We start from the raw sequence: 21,182 nt of genomic DNA on the forward strand, positions 1-21,182 counted from the left end.
GGGCTGGGCCTCAGCCCTTCAGCCGTTTGGGCCCGCCCGGAAGCGGCGGCGGCTCCGGGGCCGAGCGGTCGTCGCCGGGCAGCCAGCCGCCGTACACGTCGACCATCTCGACGACCCGCTCGTCGAAGGGCTCGACGACGAGGACCCAGGCCCGGTCGTCCCAGTCCTCCTCGCCGGCGAACGCCTCGCGCGCCAAGGTGGTCGTGTAGCCCTCGCCCTCGAGCGCGGCGACCAGCTCGGCGGCGTCGTCGCCCTCGTCGAAATAGACCCCATGCATGGCCCGATAGTACGAGGGCGCCCGCACGCACCGGGCCGGGACCGCCCGTGAGATCGAGGCCGTCGAAGACAGGGATGCCGTCGGCCCAGGTGAGCCACGGTCGCGGGGCGTTCCGCAGGGACAGGCGACCGCGCAGGGCGCACACTGGACGAGTGACTGGGACCAACTGGGCAGGCAACCTGACGTACCGCGCGACCGTGCTCCACGAACCGTCGTCGATCGACGAGCTGGTCGAGCTCGTCGCGAGGACCCCGCGGCTGCGGGCGCTCGGCTCGCGCCACTCGTTCAACGCCATCGCGGACACCGACGCCGCCCAGGTCTCCGTGGGCCGGCTGCCCGTGGTCGTGGACGTCGACGAGACGGCCCGCACCGTGACGGTGTCGGCCGGGCTGCGGTACGGCGAGCTCGTCGAACGGCTCGACCAGCAGGGCTGGGCGCTGCCGAACCTCGCGTCGCTCCCCCACATCTCCGTTGCCGGGGCCGTCGCGACCGGGACCCACGGGTCCGGCGACCGCAACGGCAGCCTGGCCGCGGCCGTCGCCGCGGTCCAGATGGTCCGCCCCGACGGCACCCTGCACGAGGTACGCCGCGGGGACGCCGACTTCGAGGGGTCCGTCGTCGCGCTCGGCCGCCTCGGAGTCGTCACGTCGCTCGCGCTGGACGTCGTCCCGGCGTTCGAGGTGCGCCAGGACGTCTTCGAGCACCTGCCGTGGGCGCAGGTCGAGGAGCACTTCGACGAGGTCACCTCGGCGGCGTACAGCGTCAGCATGTTCACCGACTGGAGCGAGACCGGCCCGCACCAGGTCTGGCTCAAGTCACGCGCGGACCAGCAGGCGGCCCCGACCGAGCTGTTCGGCGCGACACCTGCCGCCGAGGGCGTCCACCCCCTGCCCGGCATCTCCGCCGAGTTCACGACGCAGCAGCTGGGCCGGTCCGGCCGGTGGTGGGACCGCCTGCCGCACTTCCGTCTCGGCTACACGCCCAGTGACGGTGACGAGCTGCAGAGCGAGTTCCTCGTCCCCCGCGCCCACGCGCTGGAGGCGATCGCCGCGGTCCGCGCGCTGGCGCCGCAGGTGCAGCGGCTCCTGCTGGTGTCGGAGATCCGCACGATCGCCGGCGACGACCTGTGGCTGAGCCCGGCCCACAGCACCGACTGCGTCGCGCTGCACTTCACGTGGCGTCTCGACGTCCCGGCCGTCACCGCGTTCCTGCCGACGCTCGACGACGCGCTCGCCCCGTTCGCGGCCCGTCCGCACTGGGGCAAGGTGTTCGAGACGACCCCCGAGCGACTGCTGGCGGCGTACCCCCGGCTGCCCGACTTCCGCGATCTCGTCGACAAGGCCGACCCCGAGCGCAAGCTCGCCAACGAGCTGACCGAGTCCTGGCTCAGGCCCTGACGACCGCCCGGCGGCGCGACAGGGCGTACCCCCACGCGCCGGCGAGCACGAACATGAAGATCGAGTAGACCGCCGCCGGGACCGAGATCGCGGTGCTGTCGAGGACCTCGACGGCGATGTAGATCGCCAGGGTGGCGTTGTGGACCCCGATCTCCATCGACGACGCGATCGCCTGGGCCTCGGTCACGCCCAGCGCCTTCGGGACGACGTACCCGACGACCAGGCTGATCGCGCAGAACAGGCCCGTCGCGAGCCCGACGTCGCCGAAGTACTCGCCGATCTTGTCCCGCTGGTCGACGATGATGCCGAGGACGAGCACCGCGAGGATCACCGCCGACCCGATCCGCACGGGCTTGTCGGCCCGCGCCGCGACGTCGGGCCTGCGCGAGCGCACGAGCATGCCGAGCAGCACCGGCAGCAGGACCACCGCGAACACCTCGACCACCTTCGAGAACTGCAGCGACACCGAGTCCTGGCGGTCGAAGTACCTGATTGCGAGGTTCGCGATGACCGGCAGGGTGAAGATCGCGACGATCGAGTTGATCGCGGTGAGGGTGACGTTGAGCGCCACGTCCCCGTGGAACAGGTGGCTGAACAGATTGGCGCTCGTGCCGCCGGGTGACGCCGCGAGCAGCAGCATCCCGATGCCGAGCAGCGGCGGCAGGTCCAGCACCACGACGAGACCGAAGCAGATCGCCGGCAGCAGGAGCAGCTGGCACGCCAAGGCGATCACGACCGCGCGGGGGTGCTGGCGGACCCGCCGGAAGTCCGCGATCGTCAGCGACAGGCCGAGACCGAACATGATGATGCCGAGCGCGACCGGCAGGCCGAGGGTGGTGAGCGGCGAGTCCATCCGGACACCCTAGACGTGACGCTGGTCACATCGTTGCGTGTGGGAACTATCACTGTGGCGTCGCGGGCGAGATCCCGTTCCCGAGGCGCAGACTGGAGGAGTGAGCACGTTCGATCCGGTCGCGCCGCAGCTGGCCGGGCCCCGCCTCCTGCGCCAGGACTGGACCCGGCTGACGTTCATCCACTGGGCGGTCGACCCGGAGCGGGTCGCGCACCTGCTCCCGCCCGGCACCCGCCCCGACACGCTGGACGGGGCGACGTACGTCGGGCTGATCCCGTTCGAGATGCGGGCCGCCGGCTTCGGCCGCGGTCCGGCCGTCCCCTACTTCGGAGACTTCGCCGAGACCAACGTCCGGCTCTACACCGTGGACGACGAGGGCCACCGGGGCATCGTGTTCCGCTCCCTGGAGACCAGCAGACTGCTGGTCGTCCTCACTGCCAGGATCGCGTCCGCGACGCCGTACATGTGGGCCCGGATGCGCATCCGGCAGGACGGCGACCGCATCGAGTACGTCACGCGGCGGCGCTGGCCGGGCCCCCGCGGCGTCGGCGGACGGATCGTCGCCACGCTCGGCGACCCCATCGAGCGGCCCTCCGCGCTCGAGGAGTTCGTCACCGCCCGGTTCGGCCTGCACACGCGCTACCTCGGACGGACCGTGTGGATCCCCAACCACCACGTGCCGTGGTCACTGCGAGAGGCGACGCTCGACGTGCTCGACGACAACCTGGTCGCGGCCGCTGGTGTGCCGGGACTCGCGCTCAGGCAACCGGACTCCGTGGTCCACGCCGACCGGGTGCACACCGAGTTCAGGACGGCGTCGGTGATCCGGAGTCGATGAGCTCGAAGTCGTCGAAGCTGAAGCCGGGCGAGACCAGGCAGCTCACCAGCGCGTCCGACGTCGTCGCGCGCGTGCGCTGCCAGACACCCGCCGGCACCAGCGCCTGCGACAGCTCCCCGGCGGCCAGGTCAAGCCCCACGACGTACGACTCCGCGTCGCCCGGCGCCTCCCCGTCACCGCCCAGCTCCAGCCGCACGGAGCCGAGCTGAGCGATCCACTGCTCGTCGGAAGCGACCCGGTGCCAGGCCGAGGACTCCCCCGCCGGCAGCAGGAAGTGGATCAGTGACGCGGTGGGCCTGACCCGCCCGTCGGGCAGGGTGACCTCGACCGGTGAGGCCCAGGTGCGCCGGTACCAACCGCCCTCGGGATGGGGCTGCAGGTCCAGCGCGTCGGCCAGCGGCGGACGGGTCACAGGGCGGCTTCGATGGCCGGGATGCGCTCGCGGAACGCGGCGACCCGGTCGCGGGTGCGCTGGGGCTCGCCGACCTTCGCCAGGTTGATGTACCCCTGGTCCCCGCGCGCCTGGCCGGCCTCGATCCGGGCGGCGGCCTCCGTCATCCGCTCGACCACGGCGTCGAGGACCGTCATCGGCCCCCACTCGCCGTACGCGTCCACGAGCAGGTCCAGCCGTCGCGCGACGTCCTCGACCGGGATCTCCCGGTAGAGCGGGATGCCGGTCCAGGCGAGGAACGCGAGGTCGTCGATCGCGCGTCCCGGCCCCGCCATGTCCCAGTCGATCATCGCGACGAAGTGGCCGCCCTGGATGATCCAGTTGTACGCACCGGGATCGTTGTGGCAGATGATCTGGCCGGGTCCGAGCTCGGCCTCCCCGCCACGCCAGGTCCGCGGACCCTCGGGACGGAACCCGTCGACGATGTCGTGGAAGTCGCGCAGCCAGGCCACCGCCTCCTCGAGCACCGTGTCCAGGACGACCTCGCGGTCGATCGGCACGCCACGGCCCTCGACGTACTCGAGCACCTCGCGGCCCTCGTCGTCGAGGCCGTGCAGCGCCGGCATGCCGCGCAGGCCGTTGTCCTGCAGGTACGTCAGGAGCTCGTGGACCGCCGGGGTCCACGGACCGGTGGGGCGGCGCACGGTGCGGCCGACGCGGGTGGCGCCTCCGACGGCGCCGGGGAGATGTTCGGTGTCGTCCTCTGGCACGCTTTCATCGTGGCACATTCTCACGCGCACCTGACTCCCGACCACGGCCCACCGCGCCGGCAGCTCTCGATCGTCCTGGGGGCCGTCGTCCTGGCGATCGCCGTCGTGGCCGTGACCGCGATGGTCGCCCTCTGGCCGGACTCCGATCAGGTTCCGCGCGACCAGAACCCGTACGGTGCCGAGGGCGTCAGCACCATCAACGCCACCGTGACGAAGGTCGACCCGTTCAACTGCAACAGCGGCGGCGAGGGGCCTGACGGCACCGTCGAGGTGGCCGGCGACTGCGCCCACGTGACGGCGTCGGTCGACGGTGAGGGCAAGGCCACGTTCGACCTCGACGCGTCCCGCTACCGGGCCGGCATCGATCCTGGCGACGACATCCAGCTCATCCGCATCGAGCCCGAGGGCCAGCCCGCGTCGTACGAGTTCCTGGAGTTCCGCCGCGGCGCCCCGCTGACGGCCCTCGCAGCGATCTTCGCGGTGCTCGTGGTCGTGGTCGCCCGCTGGCGCGGCCTGTTCGCGCTGGTCGGCATCGGCGTCACGCTGCTGGCGCTCACCAAGTTCATGCTGCCCGCGTTCCTCGCCGGCGAGTCGCCGTTGCTGGTCGCGATCGTCGGGTCGACCGTGATCATGATCGTGGTGCTCTACCTCGCGCACGGCATCTCGATCAGGACGACGTCCGCGCTGTTCGGGACGCTGGTCGGCATCGCGGCGACCGCACTGATCGGGGTCGCCGCGACCGGGTGGACGCAGCTGAGCGGCATCGGGTCCGAGGACGACCAGCGGCTCATCGCCACCGTGCCGAACATCTCGCTGTCGAGCATCGTCGCCGGGACGATGGTCATCGCCGGGCTCGGCGTGCTCAACGACGTCACGGTCACGCAGGCCAGCGCGGTGTGGGAGATGCGAGCGCTGCAGCCGGCCGCCCGTGGCGGCGCCCTGTTCGCGTCCGCGATGCGCATCGGCCGCGACCACATCGCGTCCAGCGTCTACACGCTGGTGTTCGCGTACGCCGGATCGGCCATGACGGTCCTGCTGCTCGCCACGGCGTACCAACGCGGCCTCGCGGACATCGCGACGACCGAGGAGATCGGCCAGGAGATCGTCCGCACGCTCGTCGGCGCGATCGGGCTCGTGCTGGCCGTCCCGATCACGACGCTGTTCGCGGTGTGGCTGGCCCCGCCGCGGATCGACGAGGAGCCGGCCGCGACGGTGGGCGACCAGCCCGCTGCCGTCCCGCCGCAGGGAGCCCACGCCGGGCCGCGGGGCCGCTGAGCAGACATCTGGCCGCCTTTCGGGACGATGCACCACCCGACGGGGTAACATGGAGCCAGCACTGAATCGCAGCTACCGTCGCTCCTCGAGCGACATTGACTGCTCAGGACCGTGACGCGACGCCCCGTTCCACCAGCGCCTCGCCGTATGACCACTGCTCGCCGGCCAGCTCCTCGGCGGGCACCGCGGTGAGTCGCATCTCGGAGAGGCCACGCCGCTCCGACCGCCGTCGTCACGAGTCCACGAGCAGATCCGGTACCGCGACACGCCCGGCACCCGCCCGGCTCTCCCCAGGAGGAACCCTTGGCTCGACGAGGCCAGCGCCAGTCCGGATCGACCCGGACGGCCACCCGCCAGCGCACTGCCCGACCCCTCGAGAAGGGCGACATCATCCGCGTCCTCGCGCGGGCCGTCCGCGAGGTCGAGGCGAAGGCCCAGCGCGGGCCGCTGTCACCGTCGGGCCGGACCAAGTTCCAGGTCGTCGCCGTGCTCGTCCGCGAGGAGCGCAACCGGGTCAAGGCCGACAAGACCATGACCGAGGCGCACCGCGCCGAGCAGCTCAAGCGCCTCGACGGCGTCGCCACGATCCTGGCCCAGACCGTCGCGCTCGACCCCACGGTCTACCCGCTGCTCGACGAGCACGCGGTCTTCACCGACGCCGCCGACACGCTGCGCACCGAGATGCTGCACGCCGCGGGCATCGAGCAGGCGGAGGAGGAGGCGTCCGACGAGCCCTCGACACCGGCGGCCGCCGAGCGCCGGATCGTCCCGCAGTCCGTGATCGCCCGCCAGCTGGCGAACCCCTTCCTCGCACCTGACTTCTCCGCGGTCGAGCAGCGCCACTCCGGTCCCAAGCGGCTCTCCACGTGGGAGCTGCTCGGACCGCTGTTCCGTGCCTTCGAGTACGGCGGCGCGTCCTCGTGCATGCCGCTGCCCGAGCCCGGCTTCCTGATGACGCCCGGCGGCCTCGAGCTGATGCCGCACCAGGCGCAGGTCGTGGCGTCCGCGGCCGAGGGCCACCGCACGTTCCTGCTGGCCGACGAGCCCGGCCTGGGCAAGACCGCCCAGGCGCTCATGGCCGCGCACGCCGCCGACGCGTACCCGCTGCTGGTCGTCGTGCCGAACGTCGTCAAGACCAACTGGGCCCGCGAGGCCGAGATCTGGACGCCGAACCGCAAGGCCACGGTCATCCAGGGCGACGGCGACTCGATCGACGGCTTCGCCGACATCGTGATCGTCAACTACGAGGTGCTGGATCGGCACGTCGGCTGGCTCGGCGACTTCGGCTTCCGCGGCATGGTGGTCGACGAGGCGCACTTCATCAAGAACAAGTCCTCGCAGCGCTCCAAGCACGCCCTGGAGCTGTCCGAGCGGATCCGCTCCCGGACGGCCCGGCCGCTGCTCATGGCCCTGACCGGCACCCCGCTCATCAACGACATCGAGGACTTCCGGGCGATCTGGCAGTTCCTGGGCTGGATCGACGACAAGAAGCCCCTCGCCGAGCTGATGGACAAGCTGGAGGAGACCGGGCTGACCCCCGCGGACGCCGGCTTCTACTCCGCCGCCCGCAGCAGCGTCATCAGCATGGGCATCGTGCGACGCCGCAAGGTCGACGTGGCCGCCGACATCCCCGCCCGTCGCATCGCCGACCTCCCGGTCGAGCTCGACGACGCGGTCGGGCGCTCGATCCGCGACTCCGAGCGCGAGCTCGCCCGCCGCCTGGTCGCGCGCTACGACACGGCGCTCGAGACGCGGACGTCCCGCGCGAAGGTCGACGGCATCGACCACGAGCTGGTCCGCAGCGTCGCCCGCTGGGAGCGCGAGGACAGCGACGACGAGAAGACCGGCGAGAACGTGTTCGGCATGATGCGGCGCATCGGCCAGGCCAAGGCAGGCCTCGCCGCCGACTACGCCGCGCAGCTGGCCCGCAACGTGGGCAAGGTCGTCTTCTTCGCCAAGCACATCGACGTCATGGACGTGGCCGAGGAGACGTTCGCCAAGCGCGGCATCCGCTACTCCTCGATCCGCGGCGACCAGAGCCCGAAGGTGCGCCAGCAGAACATCGACGCGTTCGTGAACGACGAGGACGTCGAGATCGTGGTGTGCTCGCTGACCGCGGCCGGTGTCGGCCTCAACCTGCAGGTGGCGTCCAACGTCGTCCTGGCCGAGCTGTCGTGGACCGACGCGGAGCAGACGCAGGCCATCGACCGCGTCCACCGCATCGGCCAGGAGGAGCCCGTCACGGCGTGGCGGATCATCGCCGCGCACACGATCGACGGCAAGATCGCCGAGCTGATCGACAGCAAGGCCGGCCTCGCCGCCCGTGCCCTGGACGGCTCGGACGAAGAGGTCTCCTCGTCGGCCGACATCCAGCTCGAGGCGCTGGTCGCGCTCCTCACCGACGCCCTCGAGGCCCGCGCCTGACGTCATCCCGCGCGCAGCGTACGCGCTACGCGCGGGATGACGTCGTGGGTCACTCTCCGCCCAGGACGCCGCCGTCATCGTCCTGGTCGGGGCCGGCCTCGGCGGCCAGGTCGCCGGGGCGTCCCTCGCCGGTGTCGCTGGAGTCCTCGGGCGCAGCCGGGACGGGTCCGGGGTTGGCCAGCTGCCCGTCCTCGTCGGCGGTGGTGTCGTCGGTGTCGTTACGTGCGTGCGTGGGGTCAGTCATGACGCTGATGTACCCCAGGGCCGTTCGGCTGAACCTGCGCAGCGGCTCAGACCGCCGACGTCATCGCCTCGAGCATGCCCTTGGTGGCGAGCTCGTCGGCCAGCTCGTTGTCGGCGACACCCGAGTGCCCCTTGACCCAGAACCACTCCACGTCGTGCCGCTCGCACGCGGCCTGGAGCCGCTGCCACAGGTCGACGTTCTTGACCGGCTGCTTGGCCGCGGTGCGCCAGCCGTTGCGCTCCCAACCGGCGACCCACTGGGTGATGCCGCTGCGGACGTACGTGCTGTCGGTGTGCAGGTGGACGATCACCGGCCGGGTCAGCGCCTCCAGCGCCATGATCGGCGCGGTCAGCTCCATGCGGTTGTTCGTCGTCGAGGTGGGCTCGCCGCCGAACATCTCGCGGACGTGGTCGCCCTGCCGCAGCAGGGCACCCCATCCGCCGGGCCCAGGGTTGGGGGTGCAGCCGCCGTCGGTGTGGATGATGACCGGTAGTTCGTCGTTCACCGGTCCATCCTGCCGCGGCGGTCCCGCTCGCCGGCGCTCCCCCGCCGTACGATCGGCGTGTGCCATCTCGCAGTCGGACCGCCAGGTACGCCCGACGCCGCCAACGCCGGATGGCCGCGGTCGACCACGACCTCACCGACGAGCAGTGGGCCGCGCTCACGTCCGCCTGGGGCGGGTGCGCGTACTGCGGGGCCGAGGGGGCGAAGCTGCAGAAGGACTGCATGCTGCCGATCTCGCGCGGCGGTCGCTACACGCTCACGAACGTCGTGCCGGCCTGCGCCTCGTGCAACGCCAGCAAGTGGAACCTCGAGGTCACGAGCTGGCTGCGCCGCAAGAAGCTGGACGAGGGCAGGTTTTTGCTGCGCCAGGTCGAGATCCTGCGTGCGGTGACCGCTGCCGGCTGAGCGGCCGACGGGGTCCTACTCTCTCAGTCGGCCAGCAGGGTACGAGCTCCCGCCACGTACGTCGGCGGATCCAGGTCGCCGCTGACCGCGGCGCGCACGATGAACCCGTGGCAGATCGCGATCATCACGGGCGCCAGCGCCTCGGCGCTCGCGCGGTCAGCGCGATCCGTCCCGCGCTGGTCGCACCACGGCCGGATGGCGCGGACGAAGACCTGCTCGAGCTGGCCCGTGAACTCCTGCACCGTGCTGCGGATCTCGGCGTCGACTGACGACTCGGCCCAGAACTGGACGAAGACCTCGAACGGCACGTCGTCGTCGATGAGTGAGGTGAGCGCGAGCTCGACGATCTGTGCCGGCGACGGGTGCCCGGGCCCGTCGGCAGCCGTGAACGCATCGATCCTGTGGGCCCGGCCATCGAGGACCTGCGCGGCGACGTGACGGATGAGCTCGGCCTTGTTGCTGAAGTTGCCGTAGATGGCTCCGGCGGAGAGGCCGGACTCGTCGATGATGTCCGCCATCGTCGTGCCGGAGAGCCCCTGCCGCCGCATGCACCGCAGCGTGGCGCGCGCGATCTCGTCTCGACGGGCGTGGCGGTGGGCATCGGAGACCTTGGGCATGGACAAAAGAATAGACGTTCTTTATTCTAAAAGAACAAACATTCCTTTTTGGGGGCACCCATGATCACGACAGCGCAGTCGCCGCACACTCGTTGGAGCTTCACCGCCGCCTTCGGCACCGCCGGAGGCCTGATCGTCGGACTCGTCGTCCTGGCGTTCCTGTGGCCCGTGGCCACGTCGTCGCCGAAGGACCTCCCGGTCGCGGTCACGGGCCCCCCGGGCGCCGTCGCCGCCGTCAAGGCGCAGGTCGCCAAGGCCGGCGGCCCGCTTGAGCTCGAGGAGGTCACCGACCGGGCCGCGGCGATCCGGGCCATCGAGCACCGCGACGTCTACGGCGCCCTGGTCCTGGGCGAGCCCCACGGGACGCTGATCGCGTCCGGCGCGAGCCCGGTGGCCGCCCAGATGCTGCGCGGCGTCGCGGCCGAGATGTCGGCAGCCTCGGGCACGGCGTCACCGGTGACCGATGTCGTGCCACTGTCGTCCGACGACCCGAACGGATCCGGTCTCACCGCAGCGTCGTTGCCCATCGTCCTCGGCGGGCTGATCGGCGGCCTCCTGATCTCGGTCCTGGTGGTCGGCGTGACGAGGCGGCTGGCGGCGCTCGTCGTCTACGGCGTCGTCGCCGGCGTGGCCGCGGCCCTGGTGATGCAGACCTGGTTCGGCATCCTGGAGGGCAACTTCTGGCTCGAGGCAGCGGCGCTCGGCCTCGCAATGCTGGCCACGTCCGCCTTCGTCGTCGGCTGCACCGCGCTGATCGGACGCGCCGGCATCGCGGTGGGCATCGCGACCACGCTGCTGATCGCCAACCCGATCTCGGGCGCCACCCAGCCGCGCGAGTTCATCGCCGGCCCTTGGGGCGAGATCGGGCAGTTCCTCGTGCCCGGCGCAGGCAGCTCCCTCATCCGTCAGCTCAGCTACTTCCCGGACGCGTCGGCACTGCGGGAGTGGCTCGTCCTGGCCGCGTGGGCACTGGGCGGCGCGGCCCTCATCGCGCTGGGACACAACCGTGACCGTTCACCGATCCCGGTGCCCGCGTTCGAGCTCGAGAAGGAGGCCACGCACGCCGCTGCGTGACCCCTCCGACGGCGACTCGCGCTCGGTCGGGCGCGCTGCGAGGATGTCCGGGTGCGTCGTGCCGTGACTCCCCTGCTCGCCGTCACGGTGGCGATGGTGCTCGCGGACTCGGCAGTCGTCACGCTGGCGCTCCCGGACATCCTGCGCAACCTCGACGCGTCCGTCGGCCAGGTCGCCTGGGTGCTCATCGCGTACAACCTCGTGCTCGGCATGGCCGCGGTCCCCGCCGCCGCTGCGTTCTCCCGCGTGCAGCCTCGGGTCTTCAGCGCCGTGGGCGTGGCGGTGTTCGCCGGCGCGTCCGCGTGGTGCGCGCTGGCGGACTCGATCGAGGTGCTGATCGTGGCGCGGTGCGTGCAGGCCGTCGGCGGCGCTCTCGCCTTGATCGGGTGCCTCGAGCAGCTGGTCGAGGTGCGGGGCGAGCGCCGCGGTATCGCGACCTGGGTGACCGCCGGTGTGGTCGGGACCGCCGCCGGACCGGTCGCGGGCGGCCTGCTCACCCAGGCGATCTCGTGGCAGGCCATCTTCGTGGTGCAGGTTCCCTTCGCGCTGCTCGCCGTTCCCGCCGCACTCAGCGTGGCGTCCGCACCACCCCGGGCGAGCGACCGGCACCGGCCCGCCGTGCGGGCGAACGTGACCCTCGCCCTGATGTCGGCCGCCCTCACCGCGGCACTGTTCCTGCTTGTCCTGCTGCTGGTCGAGGGCTGGGGCCGCTCCCCCGCCACCGCGGCCGTGACGGTGTCGGTCGTGCCGCTCGCGGCGCTGGGCGCCCGTCCGCTCGTACGCCTGTTGCGGCCTCCGCCCGACGTCGAGGTCGCGGTGGGCTGCTTCCTCGTCGCGGGCGGGCTCGTCGGGCTGGCCGTCCCTCCGTCGGCCCACCTGGTCTGGACGATCGCGCCACAGGCGCTGGTGGGCCTCGGGCTCGGGCTGACGGTGGACCGTCTGACGTCCCAGGCCATGGAGATGCGGCTGCCCCGGGCCCGGCACGCCGGCTGGACGATCAGCGCCCGGCACGTGGGCGTCGTGCTGGGCCTGGCGGTCCTGACGCCGGTGTTCACCGCGGACCTCCGGGACGCCGAGCAGCCCGCACAGGAGGCGATCACGTCCCTGGTGCTGGACTCACCGCTGCAACCCGAGGACAAGATCGCCGTCGCCCAGGCGCTCGGCGACGCGCTGTCGGACCAACAGGGACAGGTCCCGGACCTGCACAGCGCGTTCGCCACGCTGGACGTCGCCCCTCAGGACCGTCCCGCCACCGATCGCCTCGAGCGAGACCTCGACGCGCAGCTCGAGCGCGCGGCGACGTGGGCGTTCCGGGACTCCTTCCTGATCGGGGCCGGCATCGCCCTGCTGGCGCTGCTCAGCTCGATCCGGCTGCGACGGAGGACGGCATGACCGCCCCGCCCCGTTGGATCGCGCTCCCGCTCGCGGCGGTGCTGCTCGTCTGCGGGGTGATCGGGGTCCAGCTGGCGAACGGCGGCGGGACGTACGAGCCCCTGCGCCCGGCCGATCCGTGCGCCGAACGCACCGCCACCTCGCGCGCCGACGGCATCGACGGACTCACCGAGCGCCTGGTGCTGCTCGGCGTCAACGACGCCGCGTGCCGGCTGGGCGTCACCCGCGAGGCCCTCACGCTCGAGCTCGCACAGTCCGGCGCGCGCACGGACGCCGAGATCGACGCGCTGCGCGCCGGCCTGCTGTCCGCGGTCCGGCAGATGAAGAAGGACGGCTCCCTGCCGCCCGCCTCGGACCTCGTCGACGAGGCACTCGACTCCGCGAACCTGAACGGGCTGCTCGAGCGGGCGATCCGCCTCGTGCCGGACTCCGTGATCAACCGGGCACTGAGGACCGACGACGTGCTCGAGCGGGCGATCGAGGACCTGGACCTGCGCGCCCTCCTCGCGAACCTCGACGACCAGGACGACCTGGAGCGCCAGGTCGAGGCGGCGGTCACCGAGGCGGTCAAGGAGTCCCTGCTCGCCCGCCTGCGCAACCTGCTGTGACCGCGATCGATGGATTCGTTCGGGTCTCCCGGTGATAATGGTGCGCACCGGGCCGCCCACGGCCGCACGGCCCGGGGAGACGACACCGTCGAAGGAGCGCCACCCATGCCCGAGCCCGCCCCCGACACCGACGGCCACCGGTCGAGCCGCCGTCCGCGCGACCTCGACGTCGATCGGGAGGCGCCCGTGCTGGTGGAGCTGTCCCGGACGATCGACGCGCCACTGCCGGTCGTCTGGCGCTGTCACACCGACATCGACGCCTGGCCCAGCTGGCAGCCGGACGTCTCCAGCGCCCGGCTCGACGGCGCGGTCGAGCCCGGGAGCACGTTCGAGTGGCAGACCCACGGCCTCGACATCACCTCGACCATCACGCAGGTGGTCCTGAACAGCCGCATCGTCTGGGCCGGTCCGGCTGAGGGCATCCACGGCATCCACGTCTGGACCTTCACCCCGACCGACGAGGGCGTGGTCGTGCACACCACCGAGTCGTGGTCCGGGCCGCCCGTCGAGGCCGACCCGGACGGCCTGCGGGCCAACCTCACCGTGTCACTGGCGACCTGGCTCGACCGGCTCAAGGAGATGTGCGAGTCCCGTGGGACGGATCGGACGGCGGGGTCAGCTGGCGAGCAGCGCGATGCCCGCCACGACGACGACTGACGCCACCACCTTCGCCACGGGCCGCGCCTCGCGAAGGACCGCGACCCCGTACAGGCTGACCAGGACGACGCTGATCTCCCGCAGCGGCGCGACCAGGGACAGCGGCGCTCGCTGCACCGCGAGGAGCACGAGGATGTAGGCCAGCGGCGACAGCACCCCGAACGCGACGATCCGCCCCACATGCTGTCGGCCCGCTGCACGCAGCTGCTCGCCCCTGCCGCGCAGAGCGGGGGCGTAGAGCACGAGCTCGGCTGCCGTGCAGCCGACCATGAACGCCACGGGCGACACCTTCCACTCCTGGACGGCGTGCGCGTCCCACAGCGAGTACGCGGCGATCGAGAGCCCGGTCAGCAGGCCGTAGAGGATGGCCGGGTCGCGCAGCAACGCGCCCACCGACTGGTTCGCGTCCACCAGCGCGATGATTGCCACTCCGCCGATGACGACGAGCACCCCGACCACCGCGAGCACACCGGGCCGCTCCTGGAAGAGGAGCACGGCCAGCAGGCAGGTGACGACGGGACCAGTGGCGCGTGCCGTCGCGTAGACGGTCGACACCTGGCCCCGGGCGTACCCCCGCTGCAGCACCACCATGTAGAAGGTGTGGAGCACCCCTGAGACCGCGGCCGCGACGAGCAGGTGGAGCCATCCGCCACCGGTGCCGCCGGTCACCGGCACCAGACCGATCCACACGACCGTGCTGGAGAGCGCGCCCCACCACAGGAACGGCAGTCCCACGTGGCTGACCCCGTGGGCCACGATGTTCCATGCCGCGTGCGCGACCGCTGCACTGAGGACCAGCGCCAGCGCGGTCGTGGTCATCGGGCCGTCTGGACGATCGTGCGTGGCCCGATCACGCCTGGACCAGCGTCCCGCCCCGCACGGTCAGCTCGGCCGCATCTGCCAGGCTCCGCAGGACCTGGGTGCCGGGGTCGTCCGAGAGGGCCTGGGCGTCGAACGAGCCGGTCAGCACCCCGACCACGACACCCGCCCCGGCACGGTGCCCGGCGAGGACGTCGTTCGGCGTGTCCCCGGCGACCAGCACGCGTCGCACGTCGACGACGCCGGTGGCCTCCATGCAGTGGAAGATCAGGTACGGAGCGGGGCGGCTGGCCGCGACCTCGTCGGACGTCACGATGGCGTCGACCGTGTCAGCGGGTCCCGGACCCACGGTCCAGCCGAGGCCGTCCAGGATGGCCGAGGCGATGTCTCGTGAGTAGCCGGTCTGCAGCGCGACACGCACGCCGTCGGACCGCAGGTCGGCCAGGAGCTCCATGACGCCGGGGATCGGCGCGGGCGGGGAGGACCGGTAGGTGGCGATCAGACGCGCGCGGAACGCAGCGAACACCGCGTCGACCGCAGCCTCGTCGTGCGGCGCCCCGAGACCCTCGAGCAGCCCCTCGATCGCCCCGTGCTTGGAGGTGCCCTTCCAGCGTGCGAGCAGCTCCGGCGGGACGTCACGACCGGCCGCTTCCGCCACGGTCGACTCGAGCACGACGTAGACCAGTCCGCCCTCGTCGATCGTGGTGCCGGCCATGTCGAGGCATGCGAGGTCGATGGTGCGGGTGCTCATGAGGTCTCCTTGATGATGCGCAGGTCTGGCTGGACGCCCACGCCGGTCGGCTGGGCGTTGTCGATGGTGAACGCCACGCGGTCCGGCCGGTAGCGGTCGTCGGCGTACTCCAGGCACGCACCGGTGCTGTCCACGGCGCGACGGCGCTCACGCAGGAGCGGCGCACCGGGCTCGATGTCGAGGTGCATCGCGTCGACCTCGTCAGCCGCGACGGCGTCGATCGTGTGGCGCCCTTCGCTGAGGTCGACACCACGGGACATCAGGTAGGCGTAGATCGAGCCGTGGTCGGGGTCGAAGTCGAACAGCAGGCGCCCGACCGGCTCGATGAAGCTCGAGCGCTCGAGCATCGCCGGCGTCCCGTCGAGGGTGCGCAGTCGCAGCACGTCGACCACCGGGTCGCCCTCCCCGATGCCGAGCGTCTGCGCGGCGACGGCCGAGGCGCCGCGGCGGGCAATCTCGATCGTGTGCTGCCCGGGCGTGCGGCCGATCTTCTCGGCCCACGCGGTGAAGGACATGAACGTCTCGAACGGCTGCGGGGCGACCGCTTCACGGACGACGGGACTGCGTCCCCTGCCGCCGGAGATCAGGCCCTCGTGGCGGAGGGTCGCCAGGGCAGCGCGCACCGTCCCTCGCGAGGCCCCGAACCTCGCGCAGAGGACCGTCTCGGACGGGATCTGCTGGCCCACCGCGAGTCGGCCGTCCGCGATCTGTTGGCGCAGCTCCTGCGCCACGGCCACATTCATCGGAACGCTCACGCGACCCTCCTCTTGATCAGACAACAGGGTGCCTGCTTGCGTCCCACCCTGCCAGAGGCCGGGGCGACACTTCCAGAACCGCAACGTGAACGACCGGTTAACTTGTCTATACAAGTTGCCGACATCCCTTGACCGGCTGTGCTGCCCCTGGCCAGCGTGGGTGACGTGAACATCTCCCCCACCTACGACCTGGCCGTCGTCGGAGCCGGCATCGTCGGCCTGGCCCACGCCTACGACGCGGTCACCCGCGGCCTCACCGTCGTGGTCCTGGATCGCGACGAGCGCGCCGTCGGCGCGTCCATCCGCAACTTCGGCCACATCTGCACGACCGCTCAGACCGGCCGCGCCCTGGAGCTCGCGCTCGTGGCCCGCGAACGCTGGCTGCAGCTCGGGCGCAAGGCAGGGTTCGACGTCCGAGAGTGCGGCACCCTGGTGCTGGCACGCGCCGACGACGAGCGCGCAGTTCTCGAGGAGCTGGCCGCCTCACGCGGTGCCGATCACGTGCGGTTCCTCGACCGCGACGAGGCGTCGGACCTGCCGATCGGCGGTCGCGACGTCGTCGCTGCCGCCCATCTGCCACTGGATCTCCGGGTGGACCCGCGGACCGCGCCGGCGGCCATCGCCCGGTGGCTGGCGGACGAGGGCGTGGACTTTCGTTGGCGGAGCTCGGTCGCGTCGATCGAGGCGAGCGGGACGAGCGGCTCCGCCACCGTGCGCACCTCCCGCGGACGGGTGACGGCACGTCGCGTCGTGGTCGCCACGGGCCACGACATCGACCGCCTGTATCCCGATCTCGCGGACGCACGAGCCGTCACGCGATGTCGGCTGCAGATGCTCGAGGTCGCGCCCCCCGGTGGGGTCCGGATCCAGCCGGCCGTCCTGACGGGCCTGTCGATGCTGCGCTACGGGGCGATGGCGTCGACCGCGGCGGCCGATGCCGTGCGTCAGAGGTTTGCGACCGACCAGCCCGAGCTGCTCGACGTCGAGATGAACCTCATGCTGACGCAACGTCCCGACGGCGCGATCGTCCTCGGCGACACCCACCACTACGCCACGACGCCCCTGCCGTTCAACGAGGAGCAGGACGCACAGCTGCTCCTCCGCGAGGGGGCTCGCCTGTTCGGCACCGACCTGACGGTGCTGCGTCGTTGGAGCGGCGTCTACGCCTCGTCGCCGCAGACCGACTTCCTGATCGAGGCCCCGGAGCCGGCCGTCCGGCTGGTCGCCGTCACCTCCGGGATCGGGATGACCACCGCCCTCGGCCTCGCCCCCACCGTCCTGTCCGACCTCTTCTAGCCACCCCCAGGAGCCATCATGACCATCAGCCGTACCCGCAGCGCCATCACCGGTGCCCTCGCCCTGACCGCCGCACTCACCCTCGCCGCCTGCGGCGGATCGTCCACGGCCTCGTCCGCGGACGACGCCACCTGCCCCCACGGCAAGATCCGCTTCGGGGTCGAGCCCTTCGAGGATCCCGCCAAGCTGACGCCGGCCTTCAAGGTCGTCGGCGAGGCGCTGTCGGAGAAGCTCGACTGCCCCGTCGAGATCACTGTCGTCGACAGCTACGCGGCCGAGGTCCTCGCCATGAAGAACGGCAAGCTCGACCTGGGCGTGTTCGGCCCCCTCGGCTACGTCTTCGCCAGCCAGGAGGCCGGGGCCGAGCCGGTGGCCTCGTTCGGCACGTCCGACGGCAAGCTGTCGACGTACAACGGCGGCATCTGGGTCAAGAAGGGGTCGCCCATCACCTCGATCGACGACCTGAAGGGACAGAGCCTGGCCCTGTCCGAGCCCGGATCGACCTCCGGCGACGCGCTGCCGCGGCAGGCCCTGGCGGACGCCGGGATCAAGGAGTCGGACCTCGACATCACGTACGCGGGCGGCCACCCCGAGGCGCTCCTCGCGCTGACCCACGGCAAGGTCGACGCAGCGGAGATCAACTCGCAGCAGCTCGCGACGTCCACCTCCGAGGGACAGTTCGACGAGGCCGACTACACGCAGATCTGGCAGTCCGACCCGATCCCCAACGACCCCATCACCGTGGCCGGGTCCGCCTCGCCGGAGTTCAAGAAGGCCGTCAAGGACGCGTTGCTGGACCTGCCGGCCGCGGCCGTCGCCAAGGCCGGCAGCCTGCTCGACGTCGATCCGGCCGGACCCCTGCTGGCCGTGGACAAGTCCACGTACCAGCCCCTGTTCGACCTGGCCGAGACGCTCGGCCTGACGACGGACGACCTGTGAGCGTCATGCGAACGACCGAGCCGCTCCCGCCGATCGCCGCGATCCCCGTCGCCCCTGCCCTGACCATCCGCGGCCTGAGCAAGACGTTCGGCGACAGGGTCGTGCTCGACGGCCTGGACCTCGACGTCGCGGCCGGCGAGCTCGTGTCGCTGCTGGGCGCCAACGGATCGGGGAAGTCGACGGCGTTGAAGTGCGTCGTCGGCCTCGAGACACCGTCGGCCGGTGTCGTTCAGATCGAGGGCGCCCCCGTCGAACGGCGCGCCGCGATGGTGTTCCAGGGCATCCACCTGGTGCCGAGACGAAGCGTCCTGGACAACGTGTGCGCGGGCGCCCTCGGCCGGCTGACCTGGCGACACTCGTGGTCGACCTGGGCGGTGCCGAACGACGTGCGCGAGGAGGCCATGGCGTGCCTGGCCCGGGTCGGACTGGCTGATCGCGCCCATGACCGCACCGGACGGCTGTCCGGAGGCCAGCAGCAACGCGTCGCCATCGCGCGGGCCCTGTGCCAGCGCGCCCCGGTGCTGCTCGCCGACGAGCCGGTCTCGGCGCTGGACCCGGCGGCGGCCGAACAGGTCATGACGCTGCTGCGGTCGCTCACGAACGACGGGATCGCCGTCGCAGCAGTCCTGCACCAGCCCGACCTGGCACGTCGACACTCCGACCGGATCGTGGGGCTCATGCACGGCCGGATCGACTTCACCGGCTCGCCGCGCGACGTCACCGATGACCTGATCGGCCAGCTGTACGCAGCGGACCGAGGCGCGGCATGACGATCCTGACGCAGCCACGGATGGCCGTCCCGCCCCGCCCCCGCGGCCGGCTCGGCCTCGTCGCGGGCAGCGCCGTAGCGGCCGGGCTGGTGGCCCTGCACGTGTGGGCCTGGCTGGCCACCGACTTCTCGCTGGCTGCGCTGGCGTCGGGCTGGGACGGCATGGTCAGCTTCCTCGGCGACGCGCTGCCGCCGGACCTGGCGTGGAACGCGGTCGTCCGTCCCGGCATCGACGCATGCCTCGTGACGTTCGCGATCGGGCTGATGGGCACGACCCTGTCAATCCCGACGTCTCTCGCGCTCGCAGTGCTGGGTGCCCGGACGACGTCCCGCAACCCGGTGATCTACCAGGCGGCCAGGTCCGTGATGTCGTTCCTTCGAGCCGTTCCCGACATTGTGTTCGCCCTGGTCTTCGTGACCGCGGTCGGCCTCGGTCCGTTTGCGGGCGTCCTGGCTCTCATCTGCCACAACACCGGCGTCATGTCCAAGCTCTGGTCCGAGTCGATGGAGGAGATCGACTCCGGGCCGATCGACGCCCTCCGGGTCGCCGGGGCATCGAGCGCCCAGATCGCGTCCCACGTCGTGCTGCCCAGCGTCGTCCCCCAGTTCGTCGGGCTCCTGCTGTACCGCCTCGACGTCAACGTGCGGTCCTCGCTGGTCCTCGGACTGGTCGGCGCCGGTGGTGTCGGCTTCCTCATCAACCAGTCGATCTCGCTGTTCCGGTTCGACGAGATGATGACGTACATCCTCATGGTGCTGGTCATGGTCGTCGCGGTCGACCTGCTCAGCGGCGCCGTCCGCAAGCGGCTGAACGCATGAGCACGGCCACCGCAGCAGTCTGGTCCGGCGAGGGCTTCCGCACCCTGCAGCTCCCCCTGCCACAGCTGGACGCAGGCGAGCTGCTGATCGAGGTCGAGCTCGCGACGATCTGCGGCAGCGACCTGCACACCGTGACCGGCCGGCGCAGCACCCCCGTGCCCACCGTCCTCGGGCACGAGGCCGTGGGTCGTGTGGTCGCGGCGGGGCCCGACGCCCCCGCACGGGTGGGCGACCGGGTCGTGTGGACGATCGGCACGGCGTGCGGTGAGTGCCGCCGGTGCCGGCGCGGCCTGACGCAGAAGTGCACCGACGTGCGCAAGTACGGGCACGAGCGGATCGAGGACCGCTGGGCCCTCAGCGGCTCCTTCGCGACCCACGTCCATCTGCTGCCGGGAACAGGCGTCGTCGTCGTTCCCGAGGATGCGCCCGCAGCGCTCCTCGCCCCGGCCGGGTGCGCGACCGCCACGGTGACGGGCGCCGCTCGTCGGGTCGGCCTCAGCGCCGAGGACGAGGTCGTCGTGGTCATGGGGTGCGGCATGCTCGGGCTGACGGCCGTGGCCTACGCCGTGGACATGGGGATCACCACGGTGATCGCCTGCGACGTCGACGCCTCACGACGCCGGCTCGCCGCGGAGCTCGGCGCATCCCGGACCTGCCACCCGGACGACCTCAGTGAGGTCGTCGGTCCCGATGGTGCCGACGTCGTGCTCGAGCTGTCCGGGCAGCCGAGCGCGGTCGAGGGCGCGATCGGCGTCGCTGGGGTCGGTGGTCGCGTCGCCCTCGTCGGCTCGGTGTCCCCGGGTCCGGCAGTCGCCATCGACCCGGAGTCGGTCGTCCGGTCGCTCACCACGATCATCGGCAGCCACAACTACACGTCTGTCGACCTGCAGGAGGCGGTGTCGTTCCTGGTGCGGACGAAGCATCGCGACCTGCTCGCCGCCCTGGTGTCGCCACCGATGGGGATCGACCGCATCGACGACGCGATCGCCGTGGCCCGACGCGGTGGCGCACCCCGTACGTCGCTCGTCCCGCGTGATGCTGGGGTGGCGCTCGACGACCCGCTCGTCCCCTAGCGTCGGCCCTTGGCGAAGTACAGCAGCGGACCGACGGGCTGCACGAACGACGCCAGCGCCCACACGACCTTCGGGCCGCGGACCTCGCGGGCGGGCCGGCGAGCCAGGTCGCGCCAGGCCGCAGCCGTCAGGACCACCTCGACGGCGCCCACCACGCCGAGAGCTCGTCGCTGTCCGATGGTGAGGTCCGACCACTTCTTCTGAGCCATGGACCGACGCTATCGCCTGCCCCTCC

At 71.7% G+C, this 21,182-nt stretch carries 25 protein-coding genes; 14 read left to right on the forward strand and 11 right to left on the reverse strand.

All coding sequences use genetic code 11. The annotated features are described in order from the left end of the window. Positions 1-10: 10 nt before the first annotated feature. Positions 11-277, reverse strand: coding sequence for a hypothetical protein (locus tag C3E78_RS12985; protein ID WP_159085893.1), 267 nt, complete (start codon positions 275-277; stop codon positions 11-13). 152 nt (positions 278-429) lie between these two features. Here C3E78_RS12985 and C3E78_RS12990 point away from each other — a divergent pair, with 152 nt between their 5' ends. Beyond that, positions 430-1,674 (forward strand): FAD-binding protein, encoded by a 1,245-nt coding sequence (locus C3E78_RS12990; protein ID WP_235833617.1) that lies wholly within the window; start codon positions 430-432, stop codon positions 1,672-1,674. On the opposite strand, the gene C3E78_RS12995 is transcribed toward C3E78_RS12990, so the two are convergent. Next, the gene (locus tag C3E78_RS12995; RefSeq protein WP_108579044.1) at positions 1,664-2,527 is read right to left on the reverse strand and encodes a bile acid:sodium symporter family protein; all 864 of its coding nucleotides are present in this window, start codon (positions 2,525-2,527) and stop codon (positions 1,664-1,666) included. The two genes, C3E78_RS12990 and C3E78_RS12995, sit on opposite strands and share 11 nt — an antisense overlap. 100 nt (positions 2,528-2,627) lie before the next feature. On the opposite strand from C3E78_RS12995, the gene C3E78_RS13000 reads away from it, so the two are divergent. After that, positions 2,628-3,365, forward strand: a complete 738-nt coding sequence (locus tag C3E78_RS13000; protein ID WP_108579046.1) for a YqjF family protein — start codon at positions 2,628-2,630, stop codon at positions 3,363-3,365. Here the strand turns inward: C3E78_RS13000 and C3E78_RS13005 are convergent. Together C3E78_RS13005 and C3E78_RS13010 are read right to left on the reverse strand one after the other, a co-directional pair. Then, a complete protein-coding gene (locus C3E78_RS13005) occupies positions 3,334-3,777 on the reverse strand; it encodes a cupin domain-containing protein (RefSeq protein WP_108579048.1) in 444 nt (147 codons plus the stop codon). The two genes, C3E78_RS13000 and C3E78_RS13005, sit on opposite strands and share 32 nt — an antisense overlap. Then, positions 3,774-4,526 carry a phosphotransferase gene (locus tag C3E78_RS13010; RefSeq protein WP_235833618.1) on the reverse strand — a complete coding sequence of 251 codons (753 nt, stop codon included), beginning with the start codon at positions 4,524-4,526 and terminating at the stop codon, positions 3,774-3,776. The genes C3E78_RS13005 and C3E78_RS13010 overlap by 4 nt, the downstream gene beginning before the upstream one ends. A 9-nt stretch (positions 4,527-4,535) precedes the next feature. Between C3E78_RS13010 and C3E78_RS13015 the strand changes: the two genes are divergently transcribed. After that, positions 4,536-5,801, forward strand: coding sequence for a YibE/F family protein (locus C3E78_RS13015; RefSeq protein WP_159085894.1), 1,266 nt, complete (start codon positions 4,536-4,538; stop codon positions 5,799-5,801). Positions 5,802-6,104: 303 nt separating this feature from the next. Next, positions 6,105-8,225 (forward strand): DEAD/DEAH box helicase, encoded by a 2,121-nt coding sequence (locus C3E78_RS13020; RefSeq protein ID WP_108579051.1) that lies wholly within the window; start codon positions 6,105-6,107, stop codon positions 8,223-8,225. A gap of 49 nt (positions 8,226-8,274) precedes the next feature. Here C3E78_RS13020 and C3E78_RS13025 read toward each other — a convergent pair whose 3' ends face one another. Together C3E78_RS13025 and rnhA are read right to left on the reverse strand one after the other, a co-directional pair. Beyond that, on the reverse strand, positions 8,275-8,469 hold the full coding sequence (locus C3E78_RS13025; protein ID WP_108579053.1) for a hypothetical protein: 195 nt from the start codon (positions 8,467-8,469) through the stop codon (positions 8,275-8,277). A 46-nt stretch (positions 8,470-8,515) separates the two neighbouring features. Then, the gene (gene rnhA, locus C3E78_RS13030; RefSeq protein ID WP_205657205.1) at positions 8,516-8,974 is read right to left on the reverse strand and encodes a ribonuclease HI; all 459 of its coding nucleotides are present in this window, start codon (positions 8,972-8,974) and stop codon (positions 8,516-8,518) included. 59 nt (positions 8,975-9,033) lie between these two features. On the opposite strand from rnhA, the gene C3E78_RS13035 reads away from it, so the two are divergent. Then, positions 9,034-9,378, forward strand: coding sequence for an HNH endonuclease (locus C3E78_RS13035; protein ID WP_235833619.1), 345 nt, complete (start codon positions 9,034-9,036; stop codon positions 9,376-9,378). 23 nt (positions 9,379-9,401) lie between these two features. On the opposite strand, the gene C3E78_RS13040 is transcribed toward C3E78_RS13035, so the two are convergent. Beyond that, the gene (locus C3E78_RS13040; protein WP_108579059.1) at positions 9,402-9,995 is read right to left on the reverse strand and encodes a TetR/AcrR family transcriptional regulator; all 594 of its coding nucleotides are present in this window, start codon (positions 9,993-9,995) and stop codon (positions 9,402-9,404) included. 60 nt (positions 9,996-10,055) lie between these two features. Here C3E78_RS13040 and C3E78_RS13045 point away from each other — a divergent pair, with 60 nt between their 5' ends. From C3E78_RS13045 to C3E78_RS13060, 4 genes are all read left to right on the forward strand, one after another. After that, positions 10,056-11,069, forward strand: a complete 1,014-nt coding sequence (locus C3E78_RS13045) for a hypothetical protein (RefSeq protein ID WP_108579061.1) — start codon at positions 10,056-10,058, stop codon at positions 11,067-11,069. Between the two features lie 51 nt (positions 11,070-11,120). After that, entirely contained in the window at positions 11,121-12,461 is a 1,341-nt protein-coding gene (locus tag C3E78_RS13050; RefSeq protein WP_199906820.1) for an MFS transporter, read from the forward strand. After that, positions 12,458-13,069: a hypothetical protein gene (locus C3E78_RS13055; protein ID WP_108579062.1), complete on the forward strand. Its 612-nt coding sequence runs from the start codon at positions 12,458-12,460 to the stop codon at positions 13,067-13,069. The genes C3E78_RS13050 and C3E78_RS13055 overlap by 4 nt, the downstream gene beginning before the upstream one ends. Positions 13,070-13,174: 105 nt before the next feature. Then, positions 13,175-13,726, forward strand: coding sequence for an SRPBCC family protein (locus tag C3E78_RS13060; protein ID WP_108579064.1), 552 nt, complete (start codon positions 13,175-13,177; stop codon positions 13,724-13,726). Here the strand turns inward: C3E78_RS13060 and C3E78_RS13065 are convergent. The 3 genes from C3E78_RS13065 to C3E78_RS13075 are packed head-to-tail and all read right to left on the reverse strand — an operon-like array spanning position 13,685 to position 16,051. Beyond that, a complete protein-coding gene (locus tag C3E78_RS13065) occupies positions 13,685-14,545 on the reverse strand; it encodes an EamA family transporter (RefSeq protein ID WP_108579066.1) in 861 nt (286 codons plus the stop codon). The genes C3E78_RS13060 and C3E78_RS13065 overlap by 42 nt on opposite strands. 31 nt (positions 14,546-14,576) lie before the next feature. Further along, a complete protein-coding gene (locus C3E78_RS13070; protein ID WP_108579068.1) occupies positions 14,577-15,296 on the reverse strand; it encodes a phosphonatase-like hydrolase in 720 nt (239 codons plus the stop codon). After that, a complete protein-coding gene (locus C3E78_RS13075) occupies positions 15,293-16,051 on the reverse strand; it encodes a GntR family transcriptional regulator (protein WP_168217180.1) in 759 nt (252 codons plus the stop codon). Before C3E78_RS13075 ends, C3E78_RS13070 begins: the two co-directional genes overlap by 4 nt. 165 nt (positions 16,052-16,216) lie before the next feature. Between C3E78_RS13075 and C3E78_RS13080 the strand changes: the two genes are divergently transcribed. From C3E78_RS13080 to C3E78_RS13100, 5 genes are read left to right on the forward strand one after another with little or no spacing between them, the layout of a single operon-like run. Continuing rightward, the gene (locus tag C3E78_RS13080; protein ID WP_235833620.1) at positions 16,217-17,347 is read left to right on the forward strand and encodes a TIGR03364 family FAD-dependent oxidoreductase; all 1,131 of its coding nucleotides are present in this window, start codon (positions 16,217-16,219) and stop codon (positions 17,345-17,347) included. Between the two features lie 18 nt (positions 17,348-17,365). Beyond that, positions 17,366-18,286, forward strand: a complete 921-nt coding sequence (locus tag C3E78_RS13085; protein WP_108579072.1) for a phosphate/phosphite/phosphonate ABC transporter substrate-binding protein — start codon at positions 17,366-17,368, stop codon at positions 18,284-18,286. A 5-nt stretch (positions 18,287-18,291) separates the two neighbouring features. Beyond that, positions 18,292-19,056 carry a phosphonate ABC transporter ATP-binding protein gene (locus tag C3E78_RS13090; protein ID WP_108580889.1) on the forward strand — a complete coding sequence of 255 codons (765 nt, stop codon included), beginning with the start codon at positions 18,292-18,294 and terminating at the stop codon, positions 19,054-19,056. After that, positions 19,053-19,874: a phosphonate ABC transporter, permease protein PhnE gene (gene phnE, locus C3E78_RS13095; RefSeq protein ID WP_108579075.1), complete on the forward strand. Its 822-nt coding sequence runs from the start codon at positions 19,053-19,055 to the stop codon at positions 19,872-19,874. Before C3E78_RS13090 ends, phnE begins: the two co-directional genes overlap by 4 nt. Then, positions 19,871-20,947, forward strand: a complete 1,077-nt coding sequence (locus C3E78_RS13100; protein ID WP_108579078.1) for a zinc-binding dehydrogenase — start codon at positions 19,871-19,873, stop codon at positions 20,945-20,947. The genes phnE and C3E78_RS13100 overlap by 4 nt, the downstream gene beginning before the upstream one ends. Here C3E78_RS13100 and C3E78_RS13105 read toward each other — a convergent pair. Next, positions 20,944-21,156 carry a PLD nuclease N-terminal domain-containing protein gene (locus C3E78_RS13105; protein ID WP_108579080.1) on the reverse strand — a complete coding sequence of 71 codons (213 nt, stop codon included), beginning with the start codon at positions 21,154-21,156 and terminating at the stop codon, positions 20,944-20,946. The two genes, C3E78_RS13100 and C3E78_RS13105, sit on opposite strands and share 4 nt — an antisense overlap. Positions 21,157-21,182: the final 26 nt, after the last annotated feature.

Origin of the sequence: Aeromicrobium chenweiae (assembly GCF_003065605.1) — a bacterium.
Taxonomy (GTDB): domain Bacteria; phylum Actinomycetota; class Actinomycetes; order Propionibacteriales; family Nocardioidaceae; genus Aeromicrobium; species Aeromicrobium chenweiae.